The 7,816-nt window shown below is 70.7% G+C and carries 5 protein-coding genes, 1 tRNA gene and 1 pseudogene; 1 reads left to right on the top strand and 6 read right to left on the bottom strand.

The features are described from left to right. Positions 1-1,162: oligosaccharide flippase family protein (locus HY049_15390; GenBank protein MBI3450283.1), on the top strand; the 1,162-nt coding region annotated here is incomplete at its 5' end. A gap of 16 nt (positions 1,163-1,178) precedes the next feature. On the opposite strand, the gene HY049_15385 is transcribed toward HY049_15390, so the two are convergent. From HY049_15385 to HY049_15360, 6 genes and pseudogenes are all read right to left on the bottom strand, one after another. Then, complete coding sequence (locus HY049_15385) at positions 1,179-3,002, bottom strand: alkaline phosphatase family protein (protein MBI3450282.1); 1,824 nt, start codon at positions 3,000-3,002, stop codon at positions 1,179-1,181. Between the two features lie 80 nt (positions 3,003-3,082). Continuing rightward, a pseudogene (gene ligA / locus HY049_15380) lies at positions 3,083-5,094 on the bottom strand (NAD-dependent DNA ligase LigA). A 1-nt stretch (position 5,095) separates the two neighbouring features. Beyond that, positions 5,096-5,170 (bottom strand) — tRNA-Val (locus HY049_15375). A 35-nt stretch (positions 5,171-5,205) separates the two neighbouring features. Continuing rightward, the gene (locus HY049_15370) at positions 5,206-6,270 is read right to left on the bottom strand and encodes a thiamine biosynthesis protein (protein ID MBI3450281.1); all 1,065 of its coding nucleotides are present in this window, start codon (positions 6,268-6,270) and stop codon (positions 5,206-5,208) included. After that, the gene (locus tag HY049_15365) at positions 6,263-6,514 is read right to left on the bottom strand and encodes a sulfurtransferase TusA family protein (GenBank protein ID MBI3450280.1); all 252 of its coding nucleotides are present in this window, start codon (positions 6,512-6,514) and stop codon (positions 6,263-6,265) included. Before HY049_15365 ends, HY049_15370 begins: the two co-directional genes overlap by 8 nt. Beyond that, a complete protein-coding gene (locus HY049_15360) occupies positions 6,511-7,683 on the bottom strand; it encodes a cysteine desulfurase (protein MBI3450279.1) in 1,173 nt (390 codons plus the stop codon). Before HY049_15360 ends, HY049_15365 begins: the two co-directional genes overlap by 4 nt. Positions 7,684-7,816 lie beyond the last annotated feature (133 nt).

Genomic DNA, 7,816 nt, shown 5'->3' with positions numbered 1-7,816 from the left:
GGGCGTCCTCGCCGTCTCGTTCCTCGTCCACGATCCGGCATGGTCGCGCGCGATGCGCCTCTTCATTCCGCTGCTCTACGCCAATCACGTCCACACCTTCATGGAGCAGCTTCTCTTCTGGCGCAAGGAGTTCGTCTACGCCTCGCGCATCAATCTCGCCCTCGCCGTCGTCGAAGCCGTCCTCGCGATCGCCGGCACGATCCGCTTCGGCCTGGACGGCCTCATCGTCGGCACCTTCATCGGCTACGCGCTCGCGGCCCTCGTCCAGCTCCGGTGGATCCGCTTCGACATCGGCTTCGCCTTCCGCTGGTCGACGTACGCCGATCTCGTCAAGATTGGCTTCCCGTCGCACGTCAACGGCCTTCTCTACAACCTGCTCATGAGCGTCGATCGCATGCTGATCCTCCCGGTCCTGGGGCTCGAGGGGGTAGGTCTCTATGGCCTCGGGATGACCGTCAACGACTACCTCTTCCAGTTCTCGTACGCCCTCGGCAACGTCATCTCGCCCCGGCTCGTCGAGAGGTGGAGCGAGAGCGAGTCGATGGAGTCGATGCGCCCGATCGTCGAGCGTCCCACGATCGTGATCGCGATGGCGACCCCCATGATCCTCGGCGCCGTCTACTTCGCCTCCGCGGGGGCCGTCGAGACCGTGCTCCAGAGCTTCCGCGAGGCGCTGGCGCCCCTGCAGATCCTCCTTCTCGGGACCTACTTCTCCTCGCTCCACCGGGGCCTCAGCTCCTTCTTCCTGGCCATCCGGAAGCAGGCCCGCCTGCTCCCCGTCTACGCGGCGGCGATCGGGCTCAACGCGGCCCTCGTCTCCGCGGCCCTGACGCTCGGGTGGGGAATCCGCGGAGTCGCCGCGGCGACCTCGACGACGCTCGCCGCCTTCAGCCTCTCGATCATCTGCATGGCGCGGGCCTTCTTCGTCCGGGGCGTCGCCGCCCACGTTTCCTTCACGGCGAGGCTCCTCGCCCCGCTCGCGTACGGCATGGCCTGCGTCCTCGCGGGGGAAGCGGCCTCGAGGGCGGCCGGAGGCGCCGCTTCCCCGTGGCTCTCGGCGGGCTCGGGGCTCGTGGCCTTCTGCCTCCTCTACTCGCCGGTCCTCCTTCTCGCGTGGCACTGGTACGGCCGCGGCCTCATGCCCGGGCGCCGCGCGGCGTAGCGCGCGCGCCCTCGCCTCACTGGATGTAGCCGAGGGATTTCAGCTTGGCCCGATACTCTCCGTCCATCTCGGGATCCGCGACGCGCACCGGGCGCGAGCGCGGCCCGTACGACGCGACGGAGACGCGCGGGAGCAGCGCCGTCGCCTCCGGCGTGAACGCCGCCTCGACCGCCCGGCCCGGCATCTCCTTGCTGATGGGAAGGCCCAGGTAGTAGAGGACCGTCGGCGCGACGTCGTAGACGTGGACGCGCCCGGGCGAGAAGCCCGGGCGGACGCCGCTCCCGTAGAGCGCGAAGATCCCGTCGGGCTTGCGCCAGTGGCTGGTGCCGTCGTAGCGCCAGCCGTGATCCGACACGACGACGAGCAGGTCCCCGGGCTGCAGGAGGGCCATCTGGCGCCCCACGAGCGCATCCATGCGCTCGTACACCGCCTTCAGCATCGCCTGCTTCTCGTCGATGATCTCCTTCGACACCTTCGCCTCGCGCGGCACGTCCATGTTCTCGCCGAAGACCGTCTCGGAGAGATGATGCGACGTCGTGTCGCACCCCTGGAGGTAGAGGGCCGAGAGGGAGTAGTCGCGCCGGTCGAAGCGATCGAACAGGGTCGTCGCGATCTGATCGCGCGTGTCCCAGAAGACGTTGTTGGTGACCTTCACGGCGAGGGGCGTTCCCTCCCCCGAGGACGTGGCCAGCCCCCCCTTCACCGTCTCCTCCATCACCGACATCACGTCCGGCCAGATCGCCGCCGGGAACACCCGCTGCGCGCCGCCGGTGAGGCGGTGAATCCTCTCCGCGCTGATCTCGTCCCACGGGATGGCGTAGTTCGAGATCATCACGCCGCGCTGCGGCTCGGCCGGAAACGACGCCCACCAGTTGACGACGAGGGACTCGCGGTTGAACGCCGAGAGGATCTCCCAGAGCGCCTTCGACGTCCGCGTGGTCGAGCTGACGGGGATCTTGGGGAAGACGCGGCTGTAGAGCGGCTCGAGGAAGTTGAAGTTCAGGCGCTGCACCGTCATGTCGAACATCGACGAGTACATCTCGGAGAAGTACTGGACCGAGTGGTGCCCCGGATCCATCCCCGTCGCGATCGAGGTCCACACGACCGGAGAGAACGGGGAGACCGTCTCCTCCGGGGCGGTGACCCCCTTCTCATGAAGCGCGGCGAAGCTCGGCAGGCCTCCGGCCTTGATCAGGGGGTCGATCACCGTCCAGTCCGCGCCGTCGAGACCGAGCAGGACCACGCGGTTCCCCTTTCGCTTCGCGGCGTCGTCCGGCGCGCCCCCGGTCGAAGCGGGCTTCGCCGCGGGGGTCGAGATCGCGAGCGCCTCGATGTCGAGGCTGACCTGGTTCGGCCTCGACAGGACGAACATGGTCACCCAGAACCCGGCGGCGGCGGTGAGCCCGACGAGCGTGACGGCGAGGCGTCCCCGGTGCAGAGTCTCGCCGAGCTTTCGGAACCAGCGGAAGGCGACCGCCGCGAGGAGCATCGCCGCGACGAAGACGGCGGCGTTGAGCGGCAGGCGGCGCGGGCTGAAGAAGCCGAGGTCCTTGTGAAGGTAGAAGACCGACGCGCCGAAGGCGAAGGAGATCCCGACGACGCCGACGAGAAGCGCCGCGAGCGTCTCGTCGCCCGTCGCGCGGGCGCCCCCCCGCGCGAGCCTCAGGAAGACGGGGGTCACGAGAGCGAGAAACCCGAGCCAGAAGACCAGATGCGTCGCCCACAGGAAGAGGACCAGGCGATAGTTCCCCGTCGAGAGGAGGTGGGGATCGCCGTAGATCACTCCGAGGAGGTCGAGCGGTGTGATCAGGATCGCCGTTCTCAGCACGCTCTTGAACATGGATCGGGGATCTCCTCGCCGCAGGGTGGGCGATCATAGGGCCTTGAGGGGATGGGGTAAAGCCCGGCGGGCCTCCCCCGTCAGCCGGCGTCGACGAGCCGGACGAACTCGGCCTCCTCGAGGATCGAGAGGCCGAGATCCCGGGCCTTCTTCAGCTTTGAGCCCGCGGCCGCGCCGGCGACGACGTGGGTGACCTGCCGCGAGATGGCGCCGGCGGTGCGCCCGCCACGCGCCTCGACGAGCGCCTTCGCCCTCGATCGGGGCATGGAGGCCATCTCCCCCGTGAAGACGAAGACCATCCCCGCGAGCGGCCCGGCGTCCTCGGGGGGCGGGGGCTCGGCGTGGACTCCCGAGGCGATGAGCTTCTCCACGACCCTCCTGTTGTCCGGGTCGTCGAGGAACCCGCGGAGCGACGCCGACACCTCGGGCCCGACGTCGGGGATCTCCTCCAGCCGCTCCCGCGTCGCGTCCAGAAGGCCCGCGATCGATCCGATGTCCCGCGCCAGGACGCCCGCGAGCGTCGCCCCGACGTGACGGATTCCGAGGGCGTGGATGAGGCGGGCCAGCGTCGCGCTCTTGGATCTCTCGATCGAGTCGAGGAGGTTCCTCGCCGACGTCGGGCCCATGCGCGGAAGGGCGGCGAGGGGATCGAGCGCCAGCGCGTAGAGATCGGCCGGGTCCCTCACCATCCCGGTGGCGACGAGCTGGTCCACGAGCTTCTCGCCGAGGTGATCGATGTTCATCGCCTCCCGGCCCGCGAAGTGGAGGATCCTTCCCTTCACCTGCGCGGGGCAGGCGATGTTCGGGCACCTGGAGATGACCTCCCCTTCCGCCTTCGAGGCGCGCGCGCCGCACGCGGGGCAGACCGCGGGCATGAGGAAGGGCTGCGAGAAGGCGGGGCGCATCTCCGGGACGACGCGGACGACATCGGGAATCACGTCTCCGGCCCGCGTCACGACCACCGTGTCCCCTTCGCGCACGTCCTTCCCGTCGATCATGTCCTGGTTGTGGAGCGTCGCGCTGCTCACGACGACGCCGCCGACCCGCACCGGGGCGAGGATGGCGACCGGCGTGAGCGCGCCGGTGCGCCCCACCTGCACCTCGATGCGCTCGAGGCGCGTGACCGCCTCGCGCGGAGGGTACTTGTACGCCACGGCCCAGCGGGGATTGCGGGCCCGCGCGCCGAGCTCTCGCTGGAGCGCGATCGAGTCGACCTTGATGACGACGCCGTCGATCTCGAAGGGGATCACCTCCCGCGCCCCCCCCAGCTCGTCGAAGTAGGCCTGCACCGCCTCGAGCCCGGTGCAGATGCGCCCGCGACGCGTCGCGGCCGGAAGCCCCCACGCGGCGATCCTCTCCATCGCCTCGCTCTGCCGGGTGAAGGCGGCCCCCTCGAGGCGCCCGATCCCATGGACGACCAGCCTGAGCGGGCGGCGCGCGGTCAGCGCCGGATCGAGCTGCCGGAGCGAGCCGGCCGCCGAGTTGCGCGGGTTGGCGAAGGTCTTCTCCCCCCGCTCCTGGTTCTCCTCGTTCAGCCGGGCGAAGTCGGCCTTCTCCATGTAGATCTCGCCGCGCACCTCGAGAAGCGGCGGCGCGTCCCCTGGAGCACCAGAGGCACGTTGCGGATGGTGCGCGCGTTCGGCGTCACGTTCTCGCCGACGCGCCCGTCCCCGCGCGTCGCGGCGACGGCGAGCCGGCCGCGCTCGTAGACCAGCTCGAGCGCCGCCCCGTCGACCTTGGGCTCGCACCAGTAATCGATCGGCGGCCCCTCCCCGATCTGCGAGCGGATCCTTTCCTCCCACGCGGCGAGCTCGCCGGCGTCGGCGACGTTCTCGAGCGAGAGCATCGGCTCCGTGCGGACGTAGGGGTCGAACCCGTCGGCCGGGGCTCCCGCGACGCGCTGCGTGGGTGAGTCGGCGGTGACGAGCGAGGGGTTCCGGGCCTCGAGCTCGGCGAGCTCGCGGAAGAGGCGGTCGTAGTCGGCGTCTGCGATGGTGGGGGCGTCGAGGACGTAGTACCGGCGATCGTGCTCTCTCAGCTCGGCGCGCAGGCCCTCGATGCGGCGGCGGGCGTCACCTTGGGAGATCGTCATCTGGTGGGCCGTGTAGGATTTGAACCTACGACTTCTACCGTGTGAAGGTAGCACTCTCCCACTGAGTTAACGGCCCTCCCCGTTCCGTGGGGCGCAGGAATATATCACGGGTCACAGACGACGGGAATCGATCTCGGCGTCGAGCGCCGGGGGGACGTCGAGCAGCCGACGCTCCTCCCCGCGCTTGAGCGCGATGCGCACGCTGGATTCGGCGCGGCCGTCGCCGTAGCGCGCGGCGATCCTCGCCGCCTCGATCAGCACCTCCTCGCCGGCGTCCCCCTCGACAATCGTCACGGGGCCGACGTGCTCGGCGGCCCGGAGCTCCCATCTCCCCTCCGCGAAGCGCTCGAGGAAGGCGTTCTCCCCTTCGTCGCGCCCCACGATCACCTTCGTGGCCGGCCCGAGGCGGAAGTGGCGCCCGACCTTCAGGAGGATGATCTCGTCGCGCGTGATCTTCCCCTCCGCCGCCGGGTGGGAGAGCTTGTCCATGAACTTCCGCGCGAAGTTCTCGTCCGCGAGGTAGCAGCACCCCCCCGACGGCTGCGGGTAGTCGACGACGCCGAGGCGCCGGGCGAGCTCGGCCTGCGGGCGGCGCGAGCGTCCGCGGATCGACAGCAGGCGCCCCCGATCGATCAGCCCCTCCTTCTCGGGAATCGTCGGCGGCATGTACTGGGCGGAGAGAGGGCGCAGGAGGCGCCCGGCGAGGCCGGTCTCCTTCTCGATCAGGCGCAGCGACGCCATGTGCTGCGAGAAGGGGCGCTGGCCCAGGACCTCGCCTGTGAAGACGAAGTCGGCCCCCTCGTCGAGCATCACCTGGCGCGCCCTCTCGAGCATGAAGATGCGGCAGTCGATGCACGGGTTGGCCTTCGAGCCGTACCCGTGCTTCGGCGCCTTCACCATCTCGAAGTACTCCTCCGCCACGTCGATCACGCGGATCTCGACGTCGATGTCCGAGGCGGCCCTGAGCGCCTCGTTCCGAAGGCGGCGCGGGTCCTCGCCCTGGCGGCCTATCGCCCGGCGATGATCGGTCATGCAGAAGCCGGTCGAGAAGTTGAGTCCGACGACCCTGGCCCCCGCCTCCTTCAGGATGGCGGCCGCGAGCGTGCTGTCGAGGCCTCCCGACATCAGGCCGACGCCGAAGGCGGCGCGCGGCGGTGTCGCCGTCGTCTCAGGCATCGCGCCCGCGCCTTCCCGCTCCCTTGCGAACGTAGACGTGCATCTCGCTCCCCTCGGCCCGATGGCCCAGATAGTCGTGGCCGTTCGAGCGGCACCACGACGGCATGTCGATCAGGATGACGCGGTCGTCCGAGAGAACCTCGAGCGTCTCCCCCGGACTCATCTTCGAGAGCCGGTCCGCCGTCCGGATGATCGGGACGGGGCAGTACAGCCCCACGGTGTCGATCGTCGCGTCGGCGTTCACGAAACCTCCGAGACCGAAAGGCGCCGCAGGCGCTCGACGGCCGCGCGAAACGCCGGGGCGACCCTTTCCGCGTCGTCGCGCGTCGTCGCCCGGCCCGCCGCGAAGAGAACCGAGCCCTGCGCGAGGCGCGCCGGCACGCCCATCGCCTCGAGCACGTGGGAGGGCCTGCCCGCCTCATCGTAGCAAGCGGAGCCGGTGGCCGCCGCGATGCCTGCGCGCGCGAGGTCCAGCAGGAGTGACTCGCCGTCCGCGCCCGAGACGGAGACGTTGACCAGCGCCTCGACGCGGGGCGCGCCCGCCCCGTTCAAGGTGACCCTCGGGAGGCCGGTGAGCCCCTCGAGGATCGCGCGCCCCGCGGACCAGGATCGCTCCACCCAGCCGCTCCGCTCGATCATCGCCAGCGCCGCCGCCTCGCCAAACCCCGCGAGGAGCGCGATGGGCGCGGATCCGCCGCGCCGTCCCCCCTCCTCCACGCCCCCCTCGACGAGCGGCGCGAGGCGCACGCCGTCCCTGACGAAGAGCGCCCCCGCGCCCCGTGGCCCGTACATGCGGTGCGCGGACAGCGTGATGAGGTCGGCGCCGAGATCCGCCGCGGAGAGGGGGAAGTGGGCGGCGGCCGACGAGGCGTCCACGTGGAAGAGCGCCCCGGCGGACCTCGCGCTCTCGCCGATCTCCCGCACCGGCTGCACGACCCCGGTCTCCGCGTTCACCCACTCCACGGAGACGATGAGGACGTCGTCGCCGAGGGAGGCGGCGAGCCGGCCGCGATCCAGGAGGCCGAGGCGGTCGACCGGGACGTCCTCGACGGCGAACCCCCGCCGCGCGAGCGAGCGCGCGGGATGGCGGATCGGTGTCGGCGCGGTGGCGCTGACGAGGAGGCGCCGCCTCTCCCGCCCGGCCCGGGGCGCGAGAGCGGCCCCCTTCAGCGCGAGGCTCGAGGCCTCGGCCCCTCCGGAGGTGAAGACGATCTCGTCCGGCGAGCCGCCCACGAGAAGGGCGACCCGCTCCCTCGCCTCGGCGAGGAGACGCGCCGCGAGGCGGCCGTCCGAGAGAAGGCTCCCTTCGACGCGCGGATCCTCCTCGAGGCACGCGACGACCCGATCGCGCACGCGCGGGTCGAGCGGGGTCGTGATCGCGTGCTTCAGATACACGGCGCGCTCCGAGGGCATGCGCGGGCCTCCTTTCGGGAGAGTCGGCGAGTATAGCGTGCGCGGATCCTGTTTTTCGCGCAAACCTCAGAGCCGGCATGGCTTGTTTGACTCTCGATCGGGCGTGCACTACGCTCCGCCGGCCTGAACGACA

The organism is Acidobacteriota bacterium, assembly GCA_016195325.1.
Classification (GTDB): Bacteria; Acidobacteriota; Polarisedimenticolia; order JACPZX01; family JACPZX01; genus JACPZX01.
The sequence above is the reverse complement of the archived record's forward strand: the minus strand, read 5'-3'. Positions and strand labels throughout refer to the sequence as shown.